The organism is Kitasatospora sp. NPDC001683, assembly GCF_053596495.1.
Map to the genome: position 1 here is coordinate 1 of NZ_JBSFGK010000103.1, position 25,230 is coordinate 25,230.

22 protein-coding genes are annotated in these 25,230 nt (G+C 74.1%); 6 read left to right on the forward strand and 16 right to left on the reverse strand.

The window, feature by feature from the left end; translation table 11 throughout:
* Nucleotides 1–115 precede the first annotated feature (115 nt).
* The 10 genes from ACWCYO_RS34520 to ACWCYO_RS34565 form a co-directional block, all read right to left on the reverse strand.
* Complete coding sequence (locus ACWCYO_RS34520) at nucleotides 116–520, reverse strand: globin (protein ID WP_270143493.1); 405 nt, start codon at nucleotides 518–520, stop codon at nucleotides 116–118.
* Nucleotides 521–607: 87 nt separating this feature from the next.
* The gene (locus ACWCYO_RS34525; protein WP_270143491.1) at nucleotides 608–1,753 is read right to left on the reverse strand and encodes an ABC transporter permease; all 1,146 of its coding nucleotides are present in this window, start codon (nucleotides 1,751–1,753) and stop codon (nucleotides 608–610) included.
* On the reverse strand, nucleotides 1,750–2,667 hold the full coding sequence (locus ACWCYO_RS34530) for an ABC transporter ATP-binding protein (protein ID WP_270143489.1): 918 nt from the start codon (nucleotides 2,665–2,667) through the stop codon (nucleotides 1,750–1,752). The genes ACWCYO_RS34525 and ACWCYO_RS34530 overlap by 4 nt, the downstream gene beginning before the upstream one ends.
* A 156-nt stretch (nucleotides 2,668–2,823) precedes the next feature.
* The gene (locus ACWCYO_RS34535) at nucleotides 2,824–4,008 is read right to left on the reverse strand and encodes an FHA domain-containing protein (protein ID WP_449786416.1); all 1,185 of its coding nucleotides are present in this window, start codon (nucleotides 4,006–4,008) and stop codon (nucleotides 2,824–2,826) included.
* 84 nt (nucleotides 4,009–4,092) lie between these two features.
* A complete protein-coding gene (locus ACWCYO_RS34540) occupies nucleotides 4,093–5,448 on the reverse strand; it encodes a vWA domain-containing protein (RefSeq protein WP_270143486.1) in 1,356 nt (451 codons plus the stop codon).
* Nucleotides 5,449–5,568: 120 nt separating this feature from the next.
* Nucleotides 5,569–6,915 (reverse strand): PP2C family serine/threonine-protein phosphatase, encoded by a 1,347-nt coding sequence (locus ACWCYO_RS34545; RefSeq protein WP_449786417.1) that lies wholly within the window; start codon nucleotides 6,913–6,915, stop codon nucleotides 5,569–5,571.
* Nucleotides 6,916–6,918: 3 nt separating this feature from the next.
* Entirely contained in the window at nucleotides 6,919–9,666 is a 2,748-nt protein-coding gene (locus ACWCYO_RS34550) for a tetratricopeptide repeat protein (RefSeq protein WP_449786418.1), read from the reverse strand.
* A gap of 5 nt (nucleotides 9,667–9,671) precedes the next feature.
* Nucleotides 9,672–11,060 carry a hypothetical protein gene (locus ACWCYO_RS34555; RefSeq protein ID WP_449786419.1) on the reverse strand — a complete coding sequence of 463 codons (1,389 nt, stop codon included), beginning with the start codon at nucleotides 11,058–11,060 and terminating at the stop codon, nucleotides 9,672–9,674.
* A gap of 205 nt (nucleotides 11,061–11,265) precedes the next feature.
* Nucleotides 11,266–12,252, reverse strand: a complete 987-nt coding sequence (locus ACWCYO_RS34560) for a glutamate ABC transporter substrate-binding protein (protein ID WP_449786420.1) — start codon at nucleotides 12,250–12,252, stop codon at nucleotides 11,266–11,268.
* A 16-nt stretch (nucleotides 12,253–12,268) separates the two neighbouring features.
* Entirely contained in the window at nucleotides 12,269–13,678 is a 1,410-nt protein-coding gene (locus ACWCYO_RS34565; RefSeq protein WP_449786421.1) for a hypothetical protein, read from the reverse strand.
* A 421-nt stretch (nucleotides 13,679–14,099) separates the two neighbouring features.
* Between ACWCYO_RS34565 and ACWCYO_RS34570 the strand changes: the two genes are divergently transcribed.
* Together ACWCYO_RS34570 and ACWCYO_RS34575 are read left to right on the forward strand one after the other, a co-directional pair.
* The gene (locus ACWCYO_RS34570) at nucleotides 14,100–14,675 is read left to right on the forward strand and encodes a nucleosidase (protein ID WP_449786422.1); all 576 of its coding nucleotides are present in this window, start codon (nucleotides 14,100–14,102) and stop codon (nucleotides 14,673–14,675) included.
* Between the two features lie 38 nt (nucleotides 14,676–14,713).
* Nucleotides 14,714–15,262 carry a DinB family protein gene (locus ACWCYO_RS34575; protein ID WP_449786423.1) on the forward strand — a complete coding sequence of 183 codons (549 nt, stop codon included), beginning with the start codon at nucleotides 14,714–14,716 and terminating at the stop codon, nucleotides 15,260–15,262.
* Between the two features lie 112 nt (nucleotides 15,263–15,374).
* Here the strand turns inward: ACWCYO_RS34575 and ACWCYO_RS34580 are convergent, their stop codons facing one another.
* Complete coding sequence (locus ACWCYO_RS34580; protein ID WP_449786424.1) at nucleotides 15,375–16,304, reverse strand: sigma-70 family RNA polymerase sigma factor; 930 nt, start codon at nucleotides 16,302–16,304, stop codon at nucleotides 15,375–15,377.
* A 221-nt stretch (nucleotides 16,305–16,525) separates the two neighbouring features.
* Between ACWCYO_RS34580 and ACWCYO_RS34585 the strand changes: the two genes are divergently transcribed.
* Nucleotides 16,526–17,719 (forward strand): SDR family oxidoreductase, encoded by a 1,194-nt coding sequence (locus tag ACWCYO_RS34585; protein ID WP_449786425.1) that lies wholly within the window; start codon nucleotides 16,526–16,528, stop codon nucleotides 17,717–17,719.
* Here ACWCYO_RS34585 and ACWCYO_RS34590 read toward each other — a convergent pair.
* Nucleotides 17,709–18,305 (reverse strand): cysteine hydrolase family protein, encoded by a 597-nt coding sequence (locus ACWCYO_RS34590; protein WP_449786426.1) that lies wholly within the window; start codon nucleotides 18,303–18,305, stop codon nucleotides 17,709–17,711. The two genes, ACWCYO_RS34585 and ACWCYO_RS34590, sit on opposite strands and share 11 nt — an antisense overlap.
* Nucleotides 18,306–18,377: 72 nt before the next feature.
* Here ACWCYO_RS34590 and ACWCYO_RS34595 point away from each other — a divergent pair, with 72 nt between their 5' ends.
* Complete coding sequence (locus ACWCYO_RS34595; protein WP_270143467.1) at nucleotides 18,378–19,337, forward strand: GlxA family transcriptional regulator; 960 nt, start codon at nucleotides 18,378–18,380, stop codon at nucleotides 19,335–19,337.
* Between the two features lie 74 nt (nucleotides 19,338–19,411).
* On the opposite strand, the gene ACWCYO_RS34600 is transcribed toward ACWCYO_RS34595, so the two are convergent.
* On the reverse strand, nucleotides 19,412–19,687 hold the full coding sequence (locus ACWCYO_RS34600) for a hypothetical protein (protein WP_270143465.1): 276 nt from the start codon (nucleotides 19,685–19,687) through the stop codon (nucleotides 19,412–19,414).
* A gap of 309 nt (nucleotides 19,688–19,996) precedes the next feature.
* Nucleotides 19,997–21,349 (reverse strand): hypothetical protein, encoded by a 1,353-nt coding sequence (locus ACWCYO_RS34605; protein WP_449786427.1) that lies wholly within the window; start codon nucleotides 21,347–21,349, stop codon nucleotides 19,997–19,999.
* 156 nt (nucleotides 21,350–21,505) lie between these two features.
* On the opposite strand from ACWCYO_RS34605, the gene ACWCYO_RS34610 reads away from it, so the two are divergent.
* Nucleotides 21,506–22,318 carry an alpha/beta fold hydrolase gene (locus tag ACWCYO_RS34610; protein WP_270143455.1) on the forward strand — a complete coding sequence of 271 codons (813 nt, stop codon included), beginning with the start codon at nucleotides 21,506–21,508 and terminating at the stop codon, nucleotides 22,316–22,318.
* 258 nt (nucleotides 22,319–22,576) lie between these two features.
* Here the strand turns inward: ACWCYO_RS34610 and ACWCYO_RS34615 are convergent, their stop codons facing one another.
* Nucleotides 22,577–22,927: a DoxX family protein gene (locus ACWCYO_RS34615; RefSeq protein ID WP_270143453.1), complete on the reverse strand. Its 351-nt coding sequence runs from the start codon at nucleotides 22,925–22,927 to the stop codon at nucleotides 22,577–22,579.
* A gap of 147 nt (nucleotides 22,928–23,074) precedes the next feature.
* On the opposite strand from ACWCYO_RS34615, the gene ACWCYO_RS34620 reads away from it, so the two are divergent.
* Entirely contained in the window at nucleotides 23,075–23,974 is a 900-nt protein-coding gene (locus ACWCYO_RS34620) for a LysR family transcriptional regulator (RefSeq protein ID WP_449786428.1), read from the forward strand.
* A gap of 192 nt (nucleotides 23,975–24,166) precedes the next feature.
* Here ACWCYO_RS34620 and ACWCYO_RS34625 read toward each other — a convergent pair.
* Nucleotides 24,167–25,230: AMP-binding protein (locus ACWCYO_RS34625; RefSeq protein WP_449786429.1), on the reverse strand; the 1,064-nt coding region annotated here is incomplete at its 5' end.

The following is a 25,230-nucleotide window of genomic DNA, read 5'->3' on the forward strand; positions in this document are numbered from 1 at the left end:
GGCTCCACACCTACAATCACCACCGCGGACACACAGCACTCGCAGGCAAGCCACCCGCCAGCCGCGTCCCCAACCTCACGAGTCAGAACACCTAGGAAGCCCCAGCAGCGGCCGCTCAGCCCGGGGTGTTGATCATCGACGCGGCGGCGTAGACCAGGTAGTCCAGCAGCTGGTGCTCGAGCTCGGCCGGCAGTTCCAGGCTCGCCACGGCCGCGCGCATGTGCGTCAGCCAGGCGTCGTGCGCCGCCTTGTCGACCTTGAACGGCGCGTGCCGCATCCGCAGCCGCGGGTGGCCGCGCCGCTCGCTGTAGGTGCGCGGGCCGCCCCAGTACTGCATCAGGAACAGCGCCATCCGCTCCTCGGCCGGGCCGAGGTCCTCCTCGGGGTACATCGGCCGCAGCAACTCGTCCTCGGCGACGCCCTCGTAGAACCGCCGGGCCAACAGCCGGAAGGTCGGCTCACCGCCGACCTGCTGGAAGAAGGTCTCCTCGCTGAACGTGCCTCGTCCGATCTCTGTCACCCGACCATGGTCGCAGACGCCGACGGGGCCGTACACCGGGACCAAAGGCGTACGACCCCGCAGGGCTGGGTGATCAGCGGAGGACGGTCAGGCGTCTTCCCACCTGAACAGCTTCCAGGAGATGCCGGTGCACACGGCCGCGAAGAGCAGCAGTCCGCCCATGGCGGGCAGGGCGTCCATGACACCGCCGCCGCGGGTCAGGACGGACTGGGCGGCCGACACCAGGTACTTCAGCGGCATGATCTCGGAGACGGTCTTCAGCCAGCCCGGGGCGCCGTCCAGCGGGAAGAAGGAGCCGGAGAGGAAGGACATCGGCAGCACGATGAGCTGGGAGATGCCGCTCGCCGCCTCCTCGGTCTTGGCGACCGAGCCGGCCAGCAGGCCGATGGACATGAAGGCGAGCGTGGCGCAGGCCACCAGCGGGAGGACCAGCCACCAGTCGCCGGTGAGCTTGAGCCCGAAGAAGCTCGTCGCGACCACCAGGAAGACGGTGGTCTGGAGGAAGGCGGTCAGCAGCGAGACCACGATCCGGGAGCTGACGACCGTACCGGCGCTGATCGGGGCCAGCCGCAGGCGGCGCAGCACCTTGGACCGGCGCCAGTTGACCAGCGTCAGTGCGGCGCCGAACACCGCGCCGGTGGCGACGGCCCAGCCGAGCAGGCCGGGGGTGAGGAACTGGATCGGCTTGAGCGACTTGTCCTCGACCTGCTGGGCGTCCACCACGTAGGTCGGCGGCTGCTTGGTGGCCGCCTGGTTGGCCTCCTGGACCACGGAGTTGACGATGCCCTGGAGGGCCCCGGCACGGACGGTGTCGGCGGCGCTGTAGCGCAGCTCGACCTTGCCGTCCGGGCCCTGGGTGATCATCGCGTCGAAGTCGCCCTTGCGGACCTTCTCCAGCGTGCCGGCCTCGTCGTCGGTGCGGGTGATGGTGAGGACCTTGTCCAGCTCGGTCCGGCCCTCGCCCTGCATCGAGTCGAACAGCTTCACCGCGCCGACCTGGGCGACCTTGGCGTGCGGGCTGTTGTTGCCCTTGGTGACGCTGCCGAAGAAGACCAGGAACACCAGCGGGAACAGCAGGATGAAGAAGGTCGCGGTGCGGTCGCGCTTCATCCCGAGCAGCATCGCGCGGGACAGGCTCCAGAACGCGCTGACCCGCTCCCGCCCGTCGGCGGCGCCGGCCGAACCGCCGCGCGGGGCGGGGACCTTCGGCTCGGTGGAGGTGGTTGCGGTCATGCGCGGAACTCCCGTCCGGTCAGCTGGAGGAAGACGTCCTCCAGGGTGGCGCCGCGCACCTCGAGGCCGCGCAGCGCGTTCTGCTCGGCCAGCACGCTGAGGACCGGGGCCGGGAGGCGGGTGGAGACGGAGAGCGAGACGGTGTCGTCCTCCAGGGTGGCGACGTCGGCGCCGGCCGCGGCCAGCAGCTCGCGGGCCCGCTCGAGCGGCAGCTGGCCGGAGGCCACGCTGATCCGGACGGTGTCGTCGATCTCGCGGATCAGCGCCGCCGGGGCGCCGGTGTGCAGGATCTTGCCGTGGTCCATGATCGAGACCCGGTCGCAGAGCACCTCTGCCTCGTCCAGGTAGTGGGTGGTCAGGACGACGGTGCGGCCCTCGTTGTTGATGTCCCGCAGGAGGTCCCAGAGGTTGCGGCGGGCCTGCGGGTCGAGGCCGGTGGTGGGCTCGTCCAGGAAGACGAGTTCCGGGTCGTGGGCCAGTGCGCAGGCGATCGACAGCCGCTGGGCCTGGCCGCCGGACATCTGCTCGGTGAGGGTCTCGGCCTTGTCGGCGAGGCCGACCCGCTCCAGCATCGCATCGGCCCGCTTGGGACCGACCCCGTAGAACGACGCGAAGGTGCGGATGGTCTCCCGGGCCGTCAGTTTCCGGAAGAAGGCGGAGGCCTGGAACTGCACGCCGATCCGCGGCAGCAGTTTCGGATTGCGCGGCCAGGGGGCCATCCCCAGCAGTTCGACCCGGCCCTCGTCGGGCTTGCGCACCCCTTCCAGGATCTCCATGGTGGTGGTCTTCCCGGCCCCGTTGGGGCCCAGGATCCCGTAGAACTCGCCGGCCTCGACGGTGAACGACACCCCGTCGACGGCCTGCACATCCCCGTACCGCTGGCGGATGCCGTCAGCGGATATAGCAGCAGTCATGAGGTCTGAGACTAGGGGTTTCGGTGCGTCTTGTGCACACCGGGGACGGGGATTTGCGGATTTCCTGAGGAAGGCGCGAAAAAACCGGGCCGGGCGAAATGTCGAATTCCGCCCGGCCCGGCCGGAGTTGCCCCTGAGCGGGCGTCAAAGCGCCGGTCAGGCGCGGTGCACCGTGATCGTCGTCCAGGCGCCGATGTGGATCCGGTCGCCGTCGTTCAGCGGTACGGCGGTGTGCGCGGAGATCGGTTCCGCGCCGCCGTTCACGGTGGTGCCGTTGGTCGAACCCTGGTCCACCAGCACCCAGCTGCCGTCCGCCTGTTCGGCGAGCACGGCGTGCTGGTGCGAGGCGCCCGGATCCTCCGGCGGCACCGACAGGTCGATCTCCGGGACGGTGCCCCGGTGCTGGCTGCGCCGACCGATCCGCAGCTGGCCGCGGCCGGTCAGCGGGATGCGGCGCTCGGGGCAGTACGGCGGGAAGAACAGGCCGGCCGCCTCGGGGCCGCTGCGGGCCATCATGTCGGTGAAGTAGTCGCGGTCGGCCGAGACCACCGCGATCCAGTTGGCCCGGACCGGCTCGGCCGGGACGGGCTCCGGCTGGGCCCCCGGCTGGGGCTGCGGCGGGGCCAGGTGGAAGGACGTGCCGAAGTCGCCGCCGCGGTTGTTCGGGCCGGGGCCGGCCGGCTGGGCGTACACCGGGCCGGAGTCCTCGCGCACCGGGGCCTCCGGGAAGGCGCCCTCCGGCGGCGGGTAGCCGTAGGTGTGCGGGTAGTCCGGGGCCGGCGGCTGGTGGGGCTGGGGCTGCTGCGGGACGGGCGGGGCCTGCGGCGGCTGCGCGGTGCCGCCGTAGGCCGCCGGGATGTTCAGCGGCGGGGGCTGGGCCGGGCCGGGGGCGGGCGCGGGTGCGCCGCCGGCCGGCACCTGGCGGCGCGAGGGCGCGGACAGCTCGTAGTCGTAGCCGCACTCCTCGCAGAACCGGCCGGTCTGCGGGCTGCGGCAGATCGGGCAGACGGTCAGGCCCTCGGTGAGGCCCTGCGGCGGCGCGGGCGGGACGGCCCCGGGCGGCGGGAACGCGCCGCCCGGCGGCGGGTAGGCGCCGGGCGGGGGGAACGCGCCGGGCGGGGGCGGCGGGACGGCCCCCGGTGGCGGTGGCGGCGGCGCACCGAACGGCGCACCGCCGTGCGGCGGGTGCCCGGCGGGTGCGCCGGGCGCGGGGTCGGCGCCGGGCGCGCCCGGGTAGCCCCCGTGGGCACCGGGCGCCGGGACCGGCGGAGTCATCGGGAAGCCGCAGAAGTCGCACCAGTCCTCGGCCTGCGACTCGTGGCCCCTCGGGCAGATCGGCATCAGGTCCCCCTCGTTTCGGGCCGGTGCGGTGCGGCGTGGCGCCGGGCGGCCGGCCCGATCACGTCTACAGCGGTCACTTCGCGGTCACTTCTTCACACGTACCGTCTTGGTCGACCGGGTCTCAAGGGTCATCGAGTCGGCCTCGCTCACGTTCTTACGGAACCGAACCGTACCCTCCTTCGGGTCCACCACGTCCACCACCTTCTGCAGCAGCTTGTAGGTCCCGTCGTTCCCGGTCGCGTGGGCGATCCGGACGGCGGCGCCCAGCTTGGCGGTGGCGGTGTCGACGTCCCCGGCGCGGTGGGCCTCCAGGCCCTCCTGGATCGAGGAGGCGAGCTCGGCCTGCCCGGTGTAGTGGGCGACCTGCGGGCTGATCCGGGTCGAGGAGGCCAGGTCGTCCGTCCAGACGGCCTTGACCAGGCCCTGGCTGAGCACCTCGGGGGTGCCGCCGCCGACCTGCGGGGGCAGCACCAGGCTGACCCGGGCGGCGAGCATCTCGTTGCCGACCGAGGCGGCCGGGACCTCGACGCAGACGTGGTAGTCGCGGCTCTCGTCGCCCCAGGAGCCGGTCGGGTAGTCGCCGGCCCGGGGGCCGGCCTCGGCGCGGCGCCCGGTGAGGTCCTCGACCGCGGGGGCGACCTGCTTGACGAACTTGACCGTGGCGTTGGCCGGGGTCCAGATCCGCAGGGCGACGTCGGCGACCTGCTTGCCCATCGCGCCGGTCATCATCGAGCGGAAGTCCTCGGCCAGGCCGGCCGGCTCGGCGACGATGTCGGTGGTGCCGAGCAGCGCCGAGGAGATCTTCCGCAGTTCGTCGATCCGCCAGTCGGTGCCGACGCCGCGGCAGTCGGCGGTGAAGTGGCCGGTGACCCGCTCGACGGTGCGGGCCAGGTCCTCCGCCGACTCGTGCTCGTTGTTGCCGTCGGTGAGCAGGATGGCGTGCCGGATGGCGATGTCGCGGCGGGTGAGGAAGAGCTGGTCGGCCTTGGCCAGCCAGGTGCCCATCGCGGTGCCGCCGGCCGCGGTGAGGCGGCGTAGCGAATCCTTGGCCTGCTGCCGGGTGCTCGGCGAGGCGGTCGCCAGGGTGCCGTCGCCGGGGTAGATGTCGCGGGCCTCGTGGGTGCCGGCGACCACGGCGAAGGCGGTGCCGTCGCGCAGGGCGTCGATGGCGGCGGCGGTGGCCTCGCGGGCACCGTTGATCTTGGTCTTGGGGTAGTCCATCGAGCCCGAGCAGTCGACCAGGATCACCACGGCCGCGCCGGCGTCGCCGCGCTGCGGACCGGCGTCGGTGATCCCGAGCGGGCGGCCGCCGGAGGTGCCGCCGCCGGTGGAGGTGACGGTGACGATGGCGTTCACCTCGCGGGCGCCGTCGGCCAGGTACTCGTTCTGGAAGATCTCCACGTCGAACCTGGGCAGGTTCGGCTTCGCCAGTGTTGCCATGGGGCGGTGGCTCCCGTCGGGTGAGGGGTGGATGCGATCGGGTCGGTGGGGCGGTCCGGCGGACGAGGTCGGTCCGGTGGACGAGGGCCGTCGGCGGTCGGGTCGGGCGCGGAGGGCCGGTCAGGCCGTCGGCGGGTGGGCCGGCTGCGGCGGGACGGGCGGGGCGACGGGCGGCGCGGGCGGGGCCGGGGGCGCCGTCGGGGGCGCGGGCGGACCCGGCGGGGTGGTCTGTGTGGCCGGTACCGGGACCGGGGGCAGCGGGGCGGCCGGGGAGCCGATCACCGGGAGGTCCGGCAGGGTCGGCTCGTAGTCCGGGTCGTCCTCGGGAGCACCCGCGCGGACGGCCGCGGCGGCGGCCGGGGTGATCACCTTCAGGTCCAGCGCGGTGGGCGTCTCCTCGACCTCCTCGACGGAGACCGCCGGCGGGTCGATCGGCAGCACCGCGACGGTGATGTTGTCGTGCCCGCCGGCCGCCACCGCGAACTTCACCAGGGTCTGCGCCGCCGCGAGCGGCTCGGTGCGGGCGTCCGGCCGGACGAAGTACGCCAGGTCGGTGGCCGCCTCGGCGTAGTTCCACAGTCCGTCGGTGCAGATCAGCAGCACCCCGGGGACGTGCGGGGTGAAGTCGAGGGTGTGCGGCACGACCTCCTCGGCGTCGGCGCCGAGCCAGCCGGTGATCGCGTGGGCGCGCGGGTCGGCGTACGCCTCGGCCTCGCCCATCAGTCCGGCCTCGACCATCCGGGCCGCCCAGGAGTCGTCCTGGGTGAGCCGGAAGGGGACGGCGGTGGAGCGGTCGTCCGGGATCCAGTACGCCCGGGTGTCGCCCACCCAGCCGATGGTGATCCGGCCGCCCGCCGCTATGGCGCTGACGTAGGTGCAGGCGGGCGCGTTGAGGTCGGGGCGGGTGGGGCCATCGCCGTCGGTGGCGAGGTCGGCGACGGCCTTGGCGGCGTCGGCGATGGCCGCGCGCATCGCCTCCTCCGGGTCCCGGCCGGCCTCCAGCGAGGTCAGCAGGGACTCCGAGGCGGCGTCGACGGCGGTCTCCGAGGCCTCGTCCGGGCGGTCGGAGGAGGAGACGCCGTCGCACACCACGGCGACCACGACCGGCTCCCCGCCGGGCAGCGAGGTGGCGGCGACGGTGAAGGAGTCCTCGTTGCGGTGGTGGCGCACGCCGCGGTCGCTGACCCCGGCGACGCCCGCGAGCGCCTTCTCCATGTGGTCGCGCGGGCGCGGCTGGGCGCTGCCGCAGCCCTCGCAGTAGCCGTCCTCGGTGACCAGCGCCTGCCCGCAGTTCACGCAGACCGGCCCGCGCTGCGACGGGACGGCCTCACCGCGGGCGGCGGCCCAGCCGGCGGGCATCGCGCCCGGGGCCGCCCGGCCGTCCCGGCCGCTCCCGCAGCGCCCGCAGAAGGCGTCGTCGGGGTCCATCGGCTCGGAACAGCTCGGGCACTCGGTCTGCTGCGGCATCGGCTACACCCACGTCCTGGGGCGGGCCCGGTTGGCCCGTTCCACCATCTCGATCCTGGTCTCGGCCCGGTCGGCCAACCGGGCGAGTACCCGGTAGGACTGTTCCAGGGCGAAGCGCAGTTCCCGCTCCGCCGCGGGACGTCCCAGCACCACCAGGTCGGCGCCCGGCTGCGCGCCGGCCGAGCCGGCGCCGACCCAGCCGAGGGCCGCACCGAGCACCTCGACGGAGAGCTCCTCGCGGCGGCGGTCGTCCAGCCGCAGCGCGGTCAGCTGGTCGGAGCCGGCGGCGAGGTCGGCGGCGAGCGGGTCGGTGGCGGGCCGTTCGCGCAGCCGGGCGCGGATGGCGGCGATCCGGGCGGCGGTGTACTGGCTGGAGGTGGCCGGGACGGACTCCAGCACGCGCACCGCGGCGGGCCGGTCGTCCTCGGCGAGGCGGACCCGGGCGAGGCCGAAGGCGGCGCTCAGGTAGGCCTGGTCGGTGGTCCACACCAGGCGGTAGAACTCGGCCGCGTCGCCGCCGTCGCCGAGCAGTTCGGCGCAGATGGCCAGGGCGAGCTTGGGCGCGGCCTCGCCGGGGAAGGCGTCGTAGACGGCGTCGAAGGCCTCGGCGGCGGCCCGGAGAGCGGTGACTCGCGCGCTCGCCTCCGGGCGCTCCTGACCCGACGCCGACGGTCCGCGCTCCCTCGCTCCTTCGTCGCTCCCTCGCTTCTCCCTTTCGGCGTCGGCGCGCCCTTCGGCTCGGCGCGTGGTGACTCGCCCACTCGCCTCCGGGCGCTCCTGACCCGACGCCGACGGTCGGCGCTCCCTCGCTCCTTCGTCGCTCCCTCGCTTCTCCCTTTCGGCGTCGGCGCGCCCTTCGGCTCGGGGCGTGGCCCCGACCAGGGCGACCAGGCCGCGGTACCAGACCACCCGCCAGTCGTCCGGGTGGTCCTGCTCCAGCCCGGCCAGTTCCTTCACCGCCGCGCCGTGGCGGCCGAGTTCGAGCAGGGCGCGCAGTTCGCGCAGCCGGCTCTCGATCGAGACGGCGGGGGCGCCGCCCAGCGCGACGAGCGCCTCCTCGGGGTCGGTGGCGAGCAGGGTGGCGAGGAAGCCGGCGTTGGGGTCGCCCGGGTCGACCCGGGGGACGGGCAGCGCGAGGGCGGCGGCGGACGGGTCCAGGGCGGCCACCCGGAGCTGCCCGGGCTGGGTGGTGGGCAGCACCAACTCGGTGTCGACGACGCGCAGTTCGGGGCCGAACAGAGTGGACGGCGCGGGCCGCGGCCGGTCGTCCTGGAGGGCCAGGACCTCCCGCAGCACGCCGGTGAGCTGGTCGGCCATCTCCTCGGCGGAGGAGAAGCGGCGGGCCGGGTCCGGGTCGGTGGCGCGGACCAGGAAGCGGTAGTACGACTCGTACCGGGCGAAGACCTCGACGTCCTCGGGGCCGGGCAGCGAGTCGCGGTAGGTGGTGCTGTAGCCCTGGAAGTCGAAGGTGAGCACCGCGAGGGTGCGGGCCACGGTGTAGAGGTCGGAGGCGGGGGAGGGGCCGTCGGTGGCGATCTCCGGGGCCTGGTAGCCGATGGTGCCGTAGATCGGGCCGTCGTCGTCGAGGCGGCGGACCGCTCCCATGTCGATGATCTTGAGCGTGTCGCCGCTCTGGATCACGTTGTCGATCTTGAAGTCGCAGTAGACCAGGCCCCGGGCGTGCAGGTAGCCGAGCGCCGGCAGTGCCTCCAGGGCGTACGCGATCGCCTGCTCGACCGGCAGCGGCTCGCGTCGGCCGTCCGGGGTGCGGCGGTCGTTGGCGATGTCCTTGAGCGACTTGCCACCGACGAACTCCATCACGATGTAGCCGTCGGTGGAGCCGGTGCGCAGGTCGGGGTGCTCGGCGAAGTTGATGATCCGGACGATGTTCGGGTGGTCCACCTCGGCCAGGAATCGCCGCTCGGCGACGGCCGCGGCGAGCGCGTCCTCGTCCCCGGTGTCCAGCAGGCCCTTGAGCACCACCCACTTGTCGTTGACCCGCCGGTCCACCGCCAGGTAGATCCAGCCGAGCCCGCCGTGCGCCAGGCAGCCGATCACCTCGTACTGCCCGCCGACGAGGTCGCCGCGGCGCAGCTTGGGCGTGAAGGAGTACGGCGTGCCGCACTTGGTGCAGAAGCCGTCCGGGCGGCCCGGGCGGCCGTTCTTCTCCCGGCCCACCGGGGCCTCGCACTTGGAGCAGTACCGCTTGCGCTCGGGCACCTCGGGGTTGGCCAGCACCGCCTGCGCCGGGTCGGCCGTCGCCACGGTCGGCACGGTGACCAGGCCGGCGCCCAGCCGGTTGCGGGTGCCCGCGCTGACGCTGCCGCGGGTGGAGCGCACCGAGACCGAGCGGGCGCTGCCGGTGCGGGTCGAGCGGTGCGAGCGGGAGCGGCCGGACATCGAGCGGGCGGAGCCGGTGCGGGCCGACAGCGAGCGGACCGAGCCGCTGCGGGCGGAGTCCGGGGCGACCCGGGCGGACGGGACGTAGGGCTGGGTGACGCCGGTGTCTGCGCCGGGCGGGGTCAGTCCGCACTCGTCGCAGTAGCCGTCCGGGTCGATGGTGCCCGCGCAGTCCCGCGGGCACGGGGAGCCGGGGCCGGCGGCGGTCGGCGGGGGCGCCGTGGTGCCGGTGGTGCCCGCGGGGGCCGCCGTTGAGGTCCCCGCCGGGGCCAGCCCGCACTCGTCGCAGTAGCCGTCGGCGTCGATCCTGCCGCTGCCGGAGCAGTCCGGCCGTACGCACGTCTCGCCCATCAACCTCAGCCCCCCTGTACCTGTCCGTCGACCGGCGTCTGGCCGGTCGCCTGGTGTGCCTGTGAGTCCTCGTGCGCCCGTGTGCCCTCGGAGGCCTCGGCCTGGGCCGGGCGCAGCGACTGCTGGAAGCGGGCCACCGCGGCGGCCGCCGCCCGCAGGTCGCAGGGCGCGCTCCACAGCAGCCAGCGCGCCTTCTCGTACCGCTCGATCACTTCAGGGTCCTCGGCGACCCGCATCCGGGCCGCCATCGCCTTGTAGGCGTCCAGCCGGCCGCGCAGCTCGGCCCGGACGGCCAGCGGCTGGGTGACCTCGGTGAGCGACTGCCGGGCCCGGGCCAGCTCCTTGGCGGCGGCGTCCTCCAGCACGTCCAGCAGCGGCGCCAGCCGGCCCCACTGCCCTCCCTGGCGCAGCTCCAGCGCGGTGACGATCCGTTCGCGCAGCGCCGAGGCCGGGCCGGGCACGGCCGGGACGTCGCTGGAGGCTATCTTCGCCAGCACCTCGCCGCGCGCCCGGCGGGCCTCGGCCAGGGTGGCGTCGGCCCGCTGCAGCAGGTCGCCGACGCCCTGCAGGCGCTCCTCGGCGTCGTCGCGCAGCCGCAGCAGGTTCTCCAGCTCCAACCGGACGCCGTCCAGCGCCCGCCCGGCCCGGTCGAAGCGCTCGGTGTCCACCACCCCGGAGGGGGTGGCGAAGGCCTCGCCGTCGGGCACCGTGCCGCGCTGGGCGGGCACCCGGGCCGGGCGCCACAGCGCCAGCGGATCCTCGCGGACCTCGCTGCGCAGCTCGGTCAGGTCGCGGGCCAGCCCGGCCAGGTCGTCGGCCAGCGGGTGGCCGCCGGTGCGCACGCCGAGCGAGGCGGCCAGGGTCTGCACCCGGTGCAGCTCGGCCAGCAGCAGGTCGATCCGGGCCGGCAGCGCCGACCAGACCGCGTCGGCGGCGCTGACCACCTCCAGCACGGTGGCGTACCAGGAGTTCATCCGGGCCATCAGCGCGTCCAGGCTGATCCGCTCGACCAGCTTGGCGGGCGCGCCCAGCAGTTGCGGCCCGTCCGGCAGCGCGCCGCCGGGGACGGTCACCGCGTCACCGGTCAGCAGCTCGCTCAGCTCGGCGAGTTCGGGACCGCCGGGCTTGGCCTTGCGGGCCCGTACCGCGCGCGCCGAGGCGAGCGCCTCGGAGTAGCGGTCGAACAGCGCCCAGAGCAGCGGCAGGCCCTTGCCGGCGACGGACCAGCGCTCCAGGGTGCGCCCGGTCAGTTCGGCGCCCTCCAGCAGCCGCAGGCCCGGGTGGTCCTGCAGGGCGAGCAGCGCCGACTCGACCGCGTCCCGCTCCGCGCCGAGGCGCGCGAGCGCGCGGTCCACCTCCTCCCGGCTCAGTACCGGGCCAGCCGATGCCGCCACCGCGGTGTCCTTCCTTCCTCGCGCGGGCCGCCGTCGCGTGCGACGGGCGGTCCCACGACAACCCCCGTGTCCACCACCGGTCTCCCCGTGGTGATCGTCCCGAACCCTAGCCGGTGGGCGTTCGGGCGGCGCGGGCGCGGGGCGTCAAGACGGCGTCAACACCTCGCGTCCGCACCGGTCCGTACCCGATGCGGCGCCCCGCCGCTCAGTGCGGCACGGGCCAGTAGTGCTCGGCGTCGTTGAGCATGTACGGCTTCAGCCAGCGGTCGTAGCTGCGCCCCCAGTCGCCGCCGGCGTGGTAGTCGGCGAGCACCTGGTTGACCCGCGCGGTGAGGTCCGGGCTGCTCTTGAGCATGGCGACGCCGATCACCTCCGGCTGCACGTCGCCGTCCACGATCCGCACGGTCTGGTCCTGCGCCGCCTGGCCGGCCGCCAGGCCGTCGTCGGTCATGGTGGCGTCGACCTTGCCGAGCTGCATCAGGACCAGGCAGTCCAGCTGGTTCTCCACCACCGTCAGGTGCGCCTTGGCGTCCTTCTTGGCGCCGTTCTTCGGATCGAGGACGTCGGCGGCCGTCGAGCCCTTGGCGACGCAGACGTCCTTGCCGCCGATCGCCTCGTCGAGGTCCTTCGCCGGGGAGGTCTTGGGGACCAGCACCCGCTGGGAGATGCTGAAGTACGGCTTGGAGAAGGCGACGTCCGCCATCCGCTTGCAGTTGACGGTCATGGTGCGGACGATCAGGTCGACCCGGCCCTTCTGCACCGCGTCGACCCGGTCGGCGGTGGCCACCGGCTTGAGCACCACCTTCTCGGGGTCGCCCATGATGGCGGTGCCGATCGCCCGGGCCAGGTCGATGTCGAAACCCTCGATCTGGCCGGTGTTCGGGTTGCGGGCGCCCCAGCGGTAGCTGTTCTGGTCCACGCCGATCACCAGGCTGCGCCTGGCCTTGATGGCCTTCACCGCCGGGCCGTCCGCCGAACTCGGCGGCACGCTGGCGTAGATGTCGCAGCTGTCGGACTGGCCCTGCTGCTGCTCGGTCTGCTGGGCGGCCTGCGGCGCGACGGTGGCGATGGTCGGCGCGGTCGCGGCGGCCGGTGCGGCGCCGGAGGGGCCGCCCCCGCCGAGCACGGCCGCGCAGGCGGCCAGCACGGCGAGTGCCGCGGCGCTCCTGGTCGGTACGGTTCTGCTGCGCATGTGTCCGAATTCCCCCTTACCGGTACTCGGCGAGTCGTCGGCCCAGGCCGCGCAGCGCGGCGGCCGCGGCCACCAGGCCGAGCACCGCGGCCGCGCCGGCCGCCAGGCGAAGGTCCCCGGCGGTGCCGTCGGCGGCGGCCTTGAACCGGGCCTGTTCGATGTCGGCGGCCTGGGCGAGCGCCCGGTCGGTGCCGTTGAAGGCGGCGTCGGCGGTGCTGGTGGTGTCGGTGGCCGACACCGTCGCGTTCAGGGCGCCCTGGTAGTCGGCGTCGGCGACCTCGGCCACGTGCGCCGCGGCGTAGCGGTCCTGCCAGAGGTCGTACTGGTCGGCGGCGGTGGCCAGGGCCTGGTCGGCGGCGGCCGGGGCGAGGGCCAGCGCGTTCGGCAGCGAGCCGCTGCGTCGGCGCATCGGGGTCGACTTGCCAGCGATTCCGGCCAGGCGTGCGGTGGCGTCCGCGTACTGCCCGTTGTACGTGGCGGTGGAGCCGCGCGCGACCAGGTTCAGGTTCTCGGCCAGCCGGGCGGTCAGCACGTCCACCCGGGCCGAGTTGAGCGCCCGCAGCGGGGTCGCGCCGTCGTGGTCGCTCTTCTCCAGGGCCGAACCGGTGGTCAGCCCGGCCACGGCGAGCCAGAGCGTGCCCGCCAGGACGGCGGCGGTGGCGCCCAGCAGACCGATGTTGAACACCCGGTTGGTGCGGCGGAACAGGGTCAGCTGCACCCACCCCAGCGCGGCCAGGGTGAGCACCGCCAGGCCGTACGCCCCCCACGGCACGGACCGGGCCGCGGCGTAGTCGTCCGCCAGCTCCTTGGTCTCGATGGTGTTCAACTCGGCGGCGGCCGGCAGCAGTACGGTCTGCATCTGCTCGGAGGCGTACCGCAGGTAGGCGCCGCCGAGCGGGATGCCCTGCCGGTTGTCGGCCCGTGCGGATTCCACCAGACCGGCGTACACCGGGAGTTGCTGGTTCAGCCGGGAGAGTGAGTCCTGCGCCGGGGAGGTCGCGGTGGTCCGGGCGGCCGCCTGGGAGATCAACTTGGCGGCCTGGGCGAGGTCCTGCTCGTAGCGGGCCCGGACGTCCTTGGGCTCGGTGCCGGCCAGCAGGAAGCCGGAGGACGCGGTGGTGGCGGCGTCGGCCAGCGAGCGGTGGATCTCGGCCGCGTCCCGGCTCAGCGGTTGGCTGTACGAGACCACCCGGTCGGCGGCCGAGGCCCGGGCCTCCAACTGCCAGGCGGTGAGCCCGCCGAAGGCCAGCGTGAGCACCGCGAGCACCGCCCCGGCCAGCCGCAGCCGGCCCGGGGGCGTGCGGGTGGCCTGCGCCAGCCGGGCGCGTACGCCGCGTTCGGGCGCCGCTGCCCGGCGGTTGCCCGCCGGGTCGCCATCTGGTCCGGGCGCGCGGAAGCCGGGCGGGGCTGTGTTCTGCCTCGCCACTGCCGGTGCCCCCGGTGTTGTTCCCGGTGCCGTTCCCGGCACGGCCGGTGGCGCGCTCGGCCGTGCCGGGAACGCGGCGCCCGGTGCGCCGTTGCCTACTGGTGTTGCCACCCGCCTCATCCTCCCCTGGGCCCGGACCCGACACCCGGGGCCCGACCGATGGCAGCAGTATGGCCGTGACTCCCTCCGGCCACACCCGACTTGCGCCGATCTTGAGCATGTCGTGCACGGTTTCCGCACGCCCCCGTACGGCTCGTACCGTCCGTACCGGGTCGTACCGGCACGGGCTCGTCGTACGGAGAGGTGGCGGTCCCTGCGACGCGGGCGGCTTCCGTACGGTTCCGCGCCGTGCTGCTGTGCCGTGCGGCTGGGCCGTGCTGTTCCGGGGTGCGTCACCCCACCGCTCCGTACCATGGGCCCCATGCGACTGCTTGGAACGATCTCGCCCGACCGCCCGCTGCTCGTCGTCGCGGTCCGCGAGGAGGCCGCTCACCTCGACGACCGGCTGCCCGTGCTGCTCACCGGGATGGGGAAGGTCAACGCCACCGCGGCCCTGGCCACCGTGCTCGCCCAGGGCGAGCAGCCCTCCGAGGTGATCAACCTCGGCACGGCCGGCGCGCTGCGCCCCGGCTGGGAGGGCATCCACCACGTCGTCCAGGTGATCCAGCACGACCTGAACACCGAGGCCCTGCAGGCCCTCACCGGTCGCAGCTACGGCGCCCCGCTGGTGGTCGGCAGGGGCGACGGCCCGGTGCTGGCCACCGGGGACCTGTTCGTCGACTCCCCGGCGGCCAAGGAGCGGCTGGCCGAGCACGCCGACCTGGTCGACATGGAGGGCTACGCCGTCGCCACCGTCGCCCACCGGGCCGGAGTGCCGGTGCGGCTGGTCAAGTACGTCAGCGACGAGGCCGGGGACGGCGCGGCGCACACCTGGCGGGAGTCGGTCGACGACTGCGCCCGGCACCTCGCGGACTGGGTGCACGCGCAGGGATGGTGACGGTTCATCGGATCGGCGTGGATGGCTAGGGTGACGCGGTGACCGAGAACACCGTTCCTGAGAACGCCGCGCCCCTCGGCGCCGCGCCGAGCAAGCTCTCCGACAACCGGCCGCCGACGCTGCACGCCGACGAACGGACCACTCTGCTGGCCTTCCTCGACTACCTGCGCGAGGCCGTGATCGCCAAGGTCGACGGCCTCGGCGACGAGGACGCCCGGCGCCCCGGCGTCGCCTCCGGCACCAGCCTGCTGTGGCTGGTGCGGCACCTGACCGTGGTCGAGCTCAACTGGTTCGAGTGGGCCTACGGCGGGTTGGGGGAGAAGCCCTTCGACAGCGAGGAGGTCGCAGCGGCCGACCTCACGGTGGCCGCGGCGGTCGCCGCCTACCGGGACGCGGTCGCCCGGGCGAACGCGGTGGCCGCGGCCGCCGCGGACCTCGACCGGCCGGGCGTGCGCTCGCTGCGGCCGGACGTCGCCGAGGGGCCGTCGCTGCGCTGGGTGCTGGTGCACATGATCGAGGAGACCGGCCGGCACGCCGGGCACGCGGACATCATCCGGGAGCAGCTGGACGGGGCGATCGGGCGCTGAACCGCGGAGGAGGCGGCCGGGATTCCGGCCGCCCCCTGTGTCGGCGGGCCTCAGCCCTGGTGGTTTCAGCCCTGGTGGTTTCAGCCCGGGTGGGCCTCAGCCCTGACGGGCCTCAGTCCCGGAAGGCCGAGAGGTCGAAGGCGGCCAGCCGCTCCGGGTCGACGATCACGTCGATCGCGGCGATCGCGCCGTCCACGACGATGAACGCCATGATGGACAGCGCCCGGCCGTTGTCGCCGATGACCACCGCGCCCGCGGTGCCGTTGACCAGCGCCGGGCGGGCGAACGGCGACAGCTTGCCCCACAGGACGGCCTGCCCCGCCACCGTCGCGGCGCCGGTGAAGACCACGGTGTGCCGGGCCATCCCGGCCCCGCCGTCCGAGCGCAGCACCACGTCCGGGTCGAGCACCGCGACCAGGGCCTCCAGGTCGCCGTTGCGGGCGGCGGCGAAGAAGGCGTCCACGGCGAGGCGCTGGCGGCCCAGGTCCGGGTCGGGCGCGGGCGCCCGCCCCTGCACCTTGCGGCGGGCCCGGCTGGCCAGCTGGCGGGTCGCGGCCGAGGTCTTCTCGATCAGCGGGGCGATCTCCTCGAACGGCACCGCGAACATGTCGTGCAGCACGAAGGCGACCCGCTCGGCGGGCGACAGCGACTCCATCACCACCATCAGCGCCAGGCCGACCGAATCCGCGAGCATCACCTCCTGCTCCGGGTCGGCCACCCCCTCGCGCCGCAGCAGCGGGTCCGGGATGCGCTCGGGGCCGCTCCCGCCGTCCGGTCCGGTCGGCTGCAGCGGCTCCTCGCGGCGCGCGGCGCGGTCGCGCAGCAGGTTCAGGCACACCCGGGAGACCACCGTGGTCAGCCAGCCGCCGAGGTTGTCCACATCGGTGGTGTCGCTGCGGTCGTACCGCAGCCAGGCGTCCTGGAGCGCGTCCTCGGCCTCGTTGATCGAGCCGAGCATCCGGTACGCGACCGCGCGCAGGTGCGGGCGGTGCTCCTCGAAGAGCGCGGTCCGGGCAGATCTCTCGTCAGATCTCTCGTCCACCGTGTCACATTCCTTAGTCGCCTCGGTTCAGGGCAGCAGGAGCCACCCAACAGCGGGGGCGGCGGGAGATCAACTCCCGGACCGGGCCGAAACGGAGACGATCGTGACGGACAACCCGGTACTGGTCACCGGCACCCTGGGCCGGCAGGTCGTACCGCTGCTGCGCGCGGCCGGGCGGCCGGTGCGGGTGCTGAGCCGGCGGGCGTGCGGCCGAGGACGGCGTGGCGCACGTGCTCGGCGACCCGGCCGAGGCGGACGCCTGGCTGGACGAGGCGCTCGCGGGCGTCGACACCGTGCTGCACCTCGCCGGCGGCCCCAAGGGCGACGACGAGGCGACCCGCCGTCTGGTCGCGGCCGCCCGGCGGGCCGGGGTGCGGCACCTGGTGTACGTCGCGGGGATCGGCGCGGACAAGGTGCCGCTCGGTTACTTCCAGGCCAAGCACGCGGCCGAGGAGGCGGTGGCCGGCTCGGGCCCGCCGTACACGATCCTGCGCGCCGCGCAGTTCCACGACCTGGCGTTCGCCGTGGTCGAGAAGATGGCGAAGCCGCCGCTCCTCCCGGCTCCCGGCGGGGTCCGCTGGCAGCCCGTGGACGTGCGCGAAGTCGGCGGCCGGCTCGTGGAGTTGGCGTTCGACGAGCCCGCCGGGCTGGTGCCGGACCTGGCCGGACCGACGGTGTACGGGATGGACGAGCTGGCCCGGGCGTACCTGACCGCGCGGGGCCGTAGCCGCAAGCTGCCGCCAGTACGGGAGCCGGGCAGGGTCGGGCGCGCCTACCGGGCGGGGCGAACCTCACCCCGGCCGGCGCCGAGCACGGGCGGCGCACCTGGGAGGAGTTCCTGGCGGAGCGGCCGGCGGCCTGAGCTGTCACTGCGTGGCCGTAGGGTGTCCGCCATGTCCTTCCTCGATCTTGTTCGTGCCACCCCCGTCGCCGTCGACTACCTGCTCTGGCCGGGGGACTTCAACCTCGACGCCTACTCGCACGTGGAGGAGGTCGTGCTCGCTTCCGGGGAGGGCCTGGAGGAGGTGGCCAAGTGCGGCGCGGGCGGCACCTTCTTCCTGTGCGGTGAGGGCGGCGACGAGCGGCCCGTGCTGTACGCCGACTCCGAGGGCGGCGCGGCGGTGATGGCCGTCGGGCTGGAGGAGATGGTCCGGCTGCTGCTCGCGGTGCCGTGGTGGCGCGACTGCGTGCGGCTGACCGAGGAGGAGAGCGCGGAGGCGGCCGAACAGTACCTGGAGGACGAGCCGGACCTGTTCGCCGACCGGGACGCGGCCGCCGCCGCGCTCGGGCTCGAAGTCCCCACGGTGGCCGAGGCCTTGGCGCGGCTGCGGGAGGTCGCCTTCGGCCTCGGGCCGTCCTACGTGCTGCTCAACGCGGAGGAGGGCAACCCGTACGAGCCGCTGTTCAGGCCTTAGCGGCGCGCAGGACTTCCTCCGTCGTGACCACCTTGGCGAAGCGCATCGCGTGCAGGGTGGTCGCGGTGGCGCGGGCCAGGTCGGCGGCGGGGACGGTGGTGCCGTCGGGGCCGGTCATGTCGAAGGAGTGCATGGCGTCGGTCGGGAAGATCGCGTCGTAGCCGAGGTTGCCGGCCATCCGGGCGGTGGTCTCGTTGCACACGTTGGTGATGATCCCGGTGATCACCAGCTGCCGGGTGCCGCGCTGCTGGAGCCAGGCGTGCAGGTCGGGGGTGCCGTAGAAGGCGCTGTTCACGGTCTTGGTGATGTGCAGCTCGGGGGTGATCCCGGCGACGAAGTCCTTGAGTTCGTAGCCGGGCGTGCCCTCGACCAGCGGCCCGACCCGGGAGGCGTGCTGCACGGTGACGATCGGGCGGTCGGTCGCCTGCCAGGCGGCGATCAGCTCGGCCATCCGCTGCTCGGCGTCCGGGTTGTCGCGCGGGCCCCAGAAGTCCTGGTCCTCGAAGCCCCGTTGGACGTCGATGAGGAGCAGGACGGCGTCGGGGTCGAGGGTGAGCGGGGCGTCGAAGGCGTCGGTGTTCGTCATGTGGTTCATAGTTGCCCTCATCGCCCGGCGGCTGTGATGGGCAGGAATGCCGGCCATCGATAGATTCCTGCCATGCGAACTGTGGGCTGCCTGATCTTCGACGGAGTACGGGCCTTCGACTACGCGGTGATCGGCGAGGTGTGGGCGAACCGGGCCACCCGGCCCGGCGTGCCCGCCTTCGACCTGCGGGTCTGCGGGCCGGCCGGGGCCCGGGTGCGGCTGGGTGGCGGGCTGGAACGGGTCCCGGACCTCGGACTGGACGCACTGACGGCCTGCGACCTGGTGGTGGTCCCGGGCGTCGAGGATCCAGCCGCCCGGCGGCCCCCGGAAGTCCTGGACGCCCTGCGGGCCGTCGCCTCCGCCGGAGTCCCCATCGCCTCCCTCTGCGCGGGCGCCTTCGTCCTCGCCGAAGCCGGGCTGCTCGACGGCCGCGAGGCCACCACCCACTGGGCCCTCGCCCCCGAACTCGCCCGCCGTCACCCGGCGGTGACCGTCCGCCCCGAAGTGCTGTTCACCGGTGGCGACGGCCTGTGGACCTCGGCCGGCGTCGCGGCGGGCATCGACCTCTGCCTCCACCTCGTCCGCACCGCCCACGGCCAGCGGGCCGCCGCCACCATCGCCCGCGCCATGGTCACCGCCCCCTTCCGGGCCGGCGGCCAGGCCCAGTTCATCCCCAGCCCGGTGCCTCCGGTCGACGAGGAGGACCCGCTCGCCCGCGTCCGCGCCGAGATCCTCGCCTCCCTCGACACCCCCTGGAACGTCCGGCGGATGGCCACCGCGGCCCTGATGTCCGAGCGGAGCTTCGCCCGCCACTTCACCACCACCACCGGCACCACCCCGCTGCGCTGGCTCCTCGACCAGCGCATCCTCACCGCCCAACGCCTCCTGGAGGAGACGGACCTGCCGGTCGACACCGTCGCGACGCGGTGTGGCTTCGCTTCGGCGGTGTCGTTGCGGCCGGTGTTCGTGGCACGGGTGGGCGTGGCGCCGAGGGAGTACCGGCGGGCGTTCCGCGGGCGGGAGGAGGGGTAGGGCCTGCCCGGCGTCACGCGCCCGGCGAGATCCGCTGGGCAGGCCCTGGCCGAGGTGCCCGGCGCCCGGGCGGGTCAGCGGCCGCGGAGGCGGTCGGCGAGTTCCAGGGCGGGGGCGGCCTCCGGGGCGTTCGTGTCGTCGAGGTGGGCGAGCAGGCGCAGGAGCGCGCGGTATTCGCCGCGGGTGAGCTGTACCGGTGCGCCCAGGGTGTCGAGGTCGTCGGTGATGGCCTTCGCCAGGTGCTCCGACGCCCGGGCGGGTCCGTCGGGGTCGGTGCCGCCGAGCGTGACGCTGGTCGACTGGATGACCTGGCCGGTGATCGTGACGTTGCCGCTGATCTCGTTGCCCATGGCTTCCCCCCACGGTGGATTGACGGTCCGTCGAAGCGTAGTCGACAGGGTCGCAGGAGGCGGCGTAGCAGGCGGGGCTTGAGGGGAGTGAAGGGCGGGCGGCGGCGGTGATCTGCGAGTTGAGCGACCTCAGCTCCCCGCTTCACCTGGACCTTCGCCTTCGAGTTGAACTCGCTACTCGCCCGCCAGCCGGCACTGACGGACCTCCCGAACAAGGCCTTCCCGCGGACCCTGATCGCGGACCAAACGGCACTTCGGGGCCGCCTGACCGGGGCCTGACCGGGGCCCTGACCAGCACCTGGCCGGGCCTCAGCTGCTCCGGTTCAGCACCCGTGCCGCGCCGCCCGCCACGGCGGTGGCGAGGACCCAGCCGGCGACGGTGAGCGCCAGCGCCACCGCCTTGGCGGCGCCGCCCGGGTCCCAGGCGGCGCGCTGGCCGAGGCCGAGGAAGGGGACCACCAGGTCGGTGGCGTAGAGCAGAGGGTCCCAGGCGGGGCCGCCGCCGGGGTTGACGGCGCGGGGCGGGCCGGTGAGGGCGAAGTAGCTGGTGCCGCCGGCCAACAGGAGGAGAAGCCAGAGCAGGGCGCGGGCGGGGCGGTAGCCGTAGCCGACGACGGCCTCGAGGAGCAGGCCCCAGGCCCTCCCGGCCGGGCCGAGGGCCTGGTGGCGCAGGCGCTCCTTGCGGATCAGGACGTCCCGGGCGGCCTGTTCCTGCCCGGCCTGGCGGTAGGCGGCGGCCACGCGGGCGTGGAGGGCGGGGGAGGGCGCGGTGACGTGGGCGGCCAGCCAGCCGAGCCGGGCCCGGGCGGGGCAGCCGGCGGTGGGTTCCAGGCCGGTGAAGGCGGTCGCGATGAGGTCGAGGGTGCAGCCGGCGGGCCAGCGGGCCGGATCGGCGACCAGGGTGCCGAGTTCGGCGGCCGCGAGGGTGAGGGTGCCGGTGGAGTCGGGGTGGAGGCCGAGGAGCACCCGGCGGGCGTGCAGGTCCTCGAGGTCGGCGGCGCCGCCGTCGGTGGCGGTGAGGAGCGCGCCGGTGAGGTCGAGGGTGCCGGTGATGCGGGCCCGGGAGAGCCGCAACTCGCCTTCGGCACGCAGGCCTTGGGCGCGCAGGCCGCCGTCGATGGTCATCTGCTTGCCCATCAGGGCGAAGCCGTCGTCCCCGCGCAGGGTGGTGCGGCTGAGGTCGAGGCCACCGGTGATGCGGGCGTCGTGGAGCCAGAGTTCGTCGGTGACGGTGGCGTCCCGCAGGCCGAGCCAGAGGTCGACGCGCAGGCCTTCGGCGTCCAGCCCGGGGAGGTGGGCGCCGTCGAGGTTCCACCAGGTGATCTCGGCGTAGTCGAGTAGGACGCGTTCGGCGAAGGCGCAGTCCTTGAGTTTCACGGGGGCGCCGATCCGGGCGCCGGTGAGGTCGAGCCGGCCGGTGATGCGGGCGCCCTGGAGGTCGAGGCGGGCGATCCGGCCGGCTTCGGCGGGCGGTGGCTGGAGCAGCAGGTGGGTCAATGCCTCGGCCCGGACGGCGCGTTCGGACGGCCAGTCGGCGGAGCGGGCCGGGTCGTCGGCGCCTTGCGGGGCGCCGTCCCGCAGGTCGAGCCGTTCGCCGCGGCGGTAGGCGTGCCAGAGGCGCTGCTCGGTGGCGGTCCAGTCGTGCGGCGGGTGGTCGGGCATCCGGGCGGCTCCTTTGGACGGATGTCTTGCGCATGTGTCTTGGACAAGTGTATTGCACACATGTCTTGTACATTCGTATTGAACAAATGTCTTGCACGTGCGTGCTAACTCCGAGTATGGTGATCACGTCAATCGCTCCACAAGGGGGAACCGGAAATGAACGACGCCACCAACGCCGCCGCCAGCACTGCCGAAGCCGTCCGCGATGAACTGGCCATCGACGGCCGCCGACTGTCCTACCTGGACTTCGGCGGGACGGGCCGGCCGCTGGTCGCCCTGCACGGGCACCTGTCGGAGGGCGCCGTGTGGGCCCGGCTCGCGGGTGAACTCGGCGCCGACTGGCGGGTGATCGCGCCCGACCAGCGCGGTCAGGGCGAGTCGGAGCGGGCGGCGGACTACTCGCGGGAGGGCTACCTCGCCGACGTCGAGGCGCTGCTCGACCACCTCGGGCTGGCGAAGGCGGTGCTGCTCGGCCACTCGCTGGGCGGGATCAACGCCTACCAGTTCGCCGCCAGGCACCCCGAGCGGGTCGAGGCGATCGTCAACATCGAGGCCCCGCTGGTGCTCGGCCTGGAGGGCCCGCACCCGCTGGCGTTCCTGCTCGGCCTGCCGTACGACGCGCCGAGCCGGGACGAGCTGGTCGCCGCACTCGGCCCCGCCGCCCCGTACTTCGCCGACCGGCTGCGGGAGAACGCGGACGGCAGCTGGCGGCTGCCCTTCCACCCGAAGGACATGTACGACTCCGAGGAACTCGTCCACGGCGACCACTGGGCCGAGTGGACGGCCACCGACTGCCCCGCCCTGCTGGTGCGCGGCACCGAGGGCGTGATCCCGGCCGAGCAGGCCGCCGAGGCCGTCACCCGCCGCCCCGGCACGGTCGCCGTCGAGCTGGCCGGCGACCACCTGCTGCCGATCGGTGCGGCTGACGAACTCGCCGCCGTCGTACGGGAGTTCCTCGCGAAGCTGTAGCGAGTGCGGAACGGGTCGGTCCGCGTGGTGCCCGGTGCCCGGACGGTGGTTGTGACCTACTGACGGCTGAGCTCGTTGCAGTATGCATAGGTGTCCGCCGGGCGGGTGCCGAAGACCGCCAACGTCATCATGGCGATCACCGCCGTCGTCACCGTCCAGGCCGACCGCCCGGCGCACAGCGGCCGGTACGGCGCCGAGTGGGCGTGCTGGACGGCAGCGCCAAGGTGTGCGCGGCGGTGGTGTAGGCCCCCGGAGGTCTCAGCGGGCGAGGGTGAGGGCGAGGGTCGCGACGGCCAGGGCGAGGTAGCCGGCGGGGAAGTAGATGTTGTGGATGACACCGGCGCGGACGTGGGTGACCACCGCCCCGACGTAGAACAGCACCAGCCCGAGCGCGGCCGCGAGGCCCAGCGGCGGGAAGGCGACCAGGCCGATCAGCAGCCCGACGACCCCGGCCAGCTTGAGCGCGGCCAGCCACGGGACCCACTCCGGTTTGACGTTCACCTCGGCGGAGTTGGCCAGGACGAACTCGGCCCTGGCGAGGTCGGCGGCGGCGATCCCGCCGTTGGCGGCGATGGCGAGGGCGGTCACGATGACCAGGGCGCTGGACATGGGGTTTCCTTCGTGCCGGAGCGGGGGGATCGGGGTGGGGGATCGGGTTAGGGGATCGGGGCGGGGCCGGGACGGGTTCCGCCTCGCCACCCAGCCTCTTCGGGGCGCTCCCCTTGCGTCCAATACCTGCTTCCATAACCTGGAGGAATGGATGTGGACATCCGGCTGCTGCGCACCTTCGCCGCCGTCGCCGAGGACGGCAGCCTGACCCGCGCGGCGGAGCGGCTGTACGTCTCCCAGCCCGCGCTGACCAAGCAGATCCGGCAGCTGGAGAACCTGCTCGGCGTGCAGCTGTTCGTACGGTCCCGGGCCGGGATGGCGCTCACCGTGGCCGGACGCAGCCTGGCGGCGCGGGTGCCGGGGCTGCTGGCGGACTGGGACGCGGTGCTGCGGGAGACCAGGAGCGCGGCGAGCCGGGCGGAGCAGGTGCTGCGGGTCGGCTTCCTGGCCAGCGCCGCCAACGAGGCGACCCCGGGCATCGTCGCCGGGTTCACCGCCCGCCACCCGGGCTGGCGGGTCGAGATGCGGCACACGGCCTGGTCGGATCCGACCGCGGGCCTGGCCGCCGGGAAGGCGGACGTGGCGCTGCTGCGGCTGCCGTTCCCCGGGCAGGAGCGGCTGCGGGTGGCCGAGTTGTTCAGCGAGCCGCGCTGGGTCGCCCTGCCGTCGGCGCACCCGCTGGCCGCGCTGGAGGTGGTCCCGTTCCGTGCGTTGTGGGACGAGCCCTTCGTGGCGGCCCCGGCCGAGACCGGCCGCTGGCGGGACTACTGGGTCGCCGCCGACGAGCGGGAGGGGCACCCGGTCCGCTTCGGCGCCGTCGTCGAGCACCCGGACGACTGGCTGAGCGCCATCGCCAACGGCTACGGCATCGCTCTCGGCCCCGAGTCCACCGCCCGCTTCTACGCCCGGCCGGGGATCACCTACCGGCCCGTGAGCGGCGTGAGCCCGAGCCGGATCGGGGTGGCCTGGTCCCCGGCGGACGACGGGAGCCCGGTGGTGCGGGACTTCGTGGAGTGCTGCCTGGATGCCGCCGCCGCTGAGCGGTGAACACCGACCGTCGGGGAGAGGAGAGAGGGGAGGGCGGAGGAGAGGGGGAGGGGTGGCGGCCCTCAGCGCCGCCACCCCCATTGGCTCCTCGGCACCCGGCCGGTGGTCCATTGAGCCAAACCCCGCCTTGGGGTGAAACCGGGTGGCGATCCGGGCGGGGTTCCGTAGGGGTTCGGTGATGCCCGGGCGGTCTCAGCCCGCGAAGGCCTCGCGGAGGCGCTTCTTGTCCGGCTTGCCGACCGAGGTCAGTGGGATGGCCTCCACCAGGTGCAGGGCCTCGGGGGCGTAGATGCGGCCCTTGTTGGCGGTGACGAAGGCGCGGACCTCGTCCAGCTGCGGCTGCTGCCCCTGGGCGGGGACGACGGCGACGTGGACGTGCTCGGCCTGCTGGTCGTCGCGGACGCCGTAGACGGCGCACTGGGCGATGGCCGGGTGGGTGAGCAGCAGGTCCTCGACCTCGGTGGGGTAGACGTGGCCGCCGACGACGATGATCAGGTCCTTGAGGCGGTCGGCGAGGTAGAGGTAGCCGTCCGCGTCGAAGTAGCCGATGTCGCCGGTGTTCAGCCAACCGCCCTGCAGCACCTGCGCGGTGAGCTGGGGCTGCTTCCAGTACCCGGCCATCAGGGTGGCCGAGCGGACGTGCACCTCGCCCTGTTCGCCGTTCGGCAGCACGGTGCCGTCGGCGGCTCGGATCTCCACCTCCACGTCGGGGAAGGGTCGGCCGACCGGGAGCGGACCGTCCTCGCCGAACCGCGCGTGCTCGGCGGGGGTGAGGACGGCGATCTTCTGCGCCTCCGACATGCCGTAGAGGCTGACCAGGACGGGCCCGAACACCTTGACGGCCTCGCGGATCCGGGTCGGGGAGGAGGCGCAGCCGCCGTAGTCGAGCCGCCGCAGGCTGGACAGGTCGGTGCGGCCGATGGCCGGGTGGTCGAGCAGCTGGTAGATCAGCGGGGGCAGCACCCACATGTCGGTGATGCGTTCGCGTTCGATCGCGGCGAGCACCTCGCCGGGCTCGAAGGAGCGCTGGAGGACGACGGAGCCGCCGCGCTGGAGCGCCACGTCGCAGAGGACGCCGGCGAGGTGGGCGAGCGAGGTGGCGGCGAGCAGGCGGGGCGGCTCGTCCTCGGGGCGGCCGGCGAAGGCGACCTCGAACATGTCGCGGTAGGGGCCGTGCAGGCTCAGGATGCCCTTGGGGATGCCGGTGGTGCCGCCGGTGTGGCGGATGCCGATGTGGTCCTCGGGGCCGATGGGTA